The 2308-nt window shown below is 59.1% G+C and carries 4 protein-coding genes; 1 reads left to right on the top strand and 3 read right to left on the bottom strand.

The window, feature by feature from the left end:
- The 3 genes from ABNS06_RS03425 to ABNS06_RS03415 all read right to left on the bottom strand — a co-directional run.
- Nucleotides 1–116, bottom strand: a 116-nt coding sequence (locus ABNS06_RS03425; RefSeq protein WP_348672571.1) for a prepilin-type N-terminal cleavage/methylation domain-containing protein, incomplete at its 3' end; no start/stop codon positions are given.
- 178 nt (nucleotides 117–294) lie between these two features.
- The gene (gene rpiA / locus ABNS06_RS03420) at nucleotides 295–954 is read right to left on the bottom strand and encodes a ribose-5-phosphate isomerase RpiA (RefSeq protein WP_348672570.1); all 660 of its coding nucleotides are present in this window, start codon (nucleotides 952–954) and stop codon (nucleotides 295–297) included.
- Nucleotides 951–1613, bottom strand: a complete 663-nt coding sequence (locus ABNS06_RS03415; protein WP_348672569.1) for a YggS family pyridoxal phosphate-dependent enzyme — start codon at nucleotides 1611–1613, stop codon at nucleotides 951–953. The genes rpiA and ABNS06_RS03415 overlap by 4 nt, the downstream gene beginning before the upstream one ends.
- A 125-nt stretch (nucleotides 1614–1738) precedes the next feature.
- On the opposite strand from ABNS06_RS03415, the gene ABNS06_RS03410 reads away from it, so the two are divergent.
- Nucleotides 1739–2308 (top strand): ATPase, T2SS/T4P/T4SS family (locus ABNS06_RS03410; protein WP_348672568.1); only part of this gene is annotated, 570 nt, incomplete at its 3' end.

Genomic DNA, 2308 nt, shown 5'->3' with positions numbered 1-2308 from the left:
TTGGCGCGGACCGTATAGTCCTGATAAGCCGGGATGGCGATGGCGGCCAGGATGCCGATGATCGCGACCACGATCATAAGTTCGATCAGCGTGAAGCCTTGCTGTTTGTGTTGCATCTTGAGATCTCCCAATTGAGGTTCAGCAGAGCGGCACACGCCGCCTACCGGTAATTTCAGCACATGTGATGCCAATGTTTAATGAAAATAATTCATTTATAAACAATGACTTGCCGATGCCCCCAAGGCTGAGAAACGAAGCTATAGGTGAGTTTTTGCCTGAAACTGACAATTTTTGTCAGGGGCTGATGGCCTGAATTCCTTCTGGGCCACCGACAATGGTGAGGTTTGATGGTGTTGACGCAAAGACACCGCATGTGACCACGCCAGGTATGTTGTTGACCCTGATTTCGAAGTCGCCGGGCGATTTGAGGCGCAGATCATGAATATCCAGAATGATGTTGCCGTTGTCGGTGACGAAGTCGCCCCGTTTGACCGGACGACCGCCGAGTTTGCCTAGGGCGCGGCCGACCACGGAAGTGGCCATCGGGATGACTTCGACCGGAATGGGGAACCGTCCCAGCGTTTCGACAATCTTGCTTTCGTCCACGATACAGACAAATCGGTCACTGGCTGACGCAACAATCTTCTCGCGCGTCAGCGCGCCGCCTCCGCCTTTGGTCATGAACCCTTCGGGCGTGACTTCGTCGGCACCATCGATATAGACGGGTATCGAATCAACGTCATTAAGGTCCAGCACCGGAATGCCGATCGCCTGGAGACGGCGGGTGCTGGCCTCGGAGGATGACACCGCGCCGGGGATGTCCGCGACGCGGTCGGCGAGCAGGTCGATGAGGTGGTTGACGGTTGATCCGGTGCCGACGCCCAGGATCGTCCCGGGGACGATTTCGTTTAACGCGGCTTGCGCGACTGCCCGCTTCATGTCGTCTTGATTCATGGGTGTTCCGTCTGGGCTGGGGTGGGTCGTGGCCCGAACAGGGCGGTGCCGATACGCACCATGGTTGCCCCGGCGTGGATGGCGGTTTCCAGGTCATTGGTCATGCCCATGGAAAGCGTGTCGATCTCGGGTGCGATGTCACGGAGTCGAGCGAAATGCTCGGCCAGCCGGGCATGTGCGCCCTCGTCGTCCGGTGCCGGCACCGCCATCAACCCTCGCAGTTGCAGCCGGGGGAATTCGGTGACTGTCCGGGCGAAGTCCGAGATCTCTTCGGGCCGGATACCCGACTTCGTGGCCTCGCCGCTGATGTTGACCTGGATCAGGACTTGTAGTGGCGCCAGCGTGTCGGGGCGCTGGTCATTGAGTCGCCGGGCGATTTTCAGGCGGTCCAGGCTCTGGACCCAGTCGAAATGTGCTGCGATTTCAGCGGTCTTGTTCGACTGGATGGGGCCGATGAAATGCCAGGTGGCACGTCGTTCCGGATCGGCATCAAAGTGGGTTTGCGCATCCTGCCAGTAGTTCTCGCCGACATGGGCGAGCCCGCACCGCAATGCTGTTGACAGCTTGTCCAGCGGCTGCGCCTTGGCGGCGCCGACCAGCGCCACCTCGTCGTCGGTTCGTCCAGCGTCCCACGCTGCCTTTGCGACTCTTTCACGCACGGCGCGATACGCTGCGGCGACATCGAATGAGTCGTCGGTGGTCCCGCTGCCTGGATGAGTTGCCGGGGTCATGCGATGTCGATACTTTGGGGCGAACTTCTCACTGAATGGCGCAGGGAGCACTGATGGATATTGCGCAGTTGTTGGCGTTTGGGGTCAAGCAGGGAGCATCGGATCTGCATCTGTCTGCCGGCATGGAGCCCATGATTCGTGTGGATGGTGACGTCAAACGCATCAACCTGCCAGCGCTTGAGCACAAGAACGTGCACGAGATGCTGTACGACATCATGAACGACAAGCAGCGCAAGGATTACGACGAGCTGCTGGAATGCGACTTTTCCTTCGAGATTCCGAATCTGGCGCGCTTTCGTGTCAATGCCTTCAACACCCATCGTGGCGCCGCCGGTGTGTTCCGGACGATTCCGTCGAAGATTCTGTCGCTGGAGGATCTTGGTTGTCCGCCCATCTTCAAGGACATCTCCGATCAGCCGCGTGGCGTGGTGCTGGTGACCGGCCCGACGGGTTCCGGCAAGTCGACCACGCTGGCGGCGATGGTCAACCACAAGAACGAAAGCGAGTACGGGCACATCCTGACCATTGAAGACCCGATCGAATTCGTTCACGAATCCAAGAAGTGTCTGATCAACCAGCGCGAGGTGCACCGCGACACGCTGGGCTTCAACGAGGCGTTGCGT

The sequence above is a fragment of the uncultured Abyssibacter sp. genome (assembly GCF_964000955.1).
GTDB lineage: Bacteria > Pseudomonadota > Gammaproteobacteria > Nevskiales > OUC007 > Abyssibacter.
This window is presented reverse-complemented; position numbering and strand designations above follow the sequence as displayed.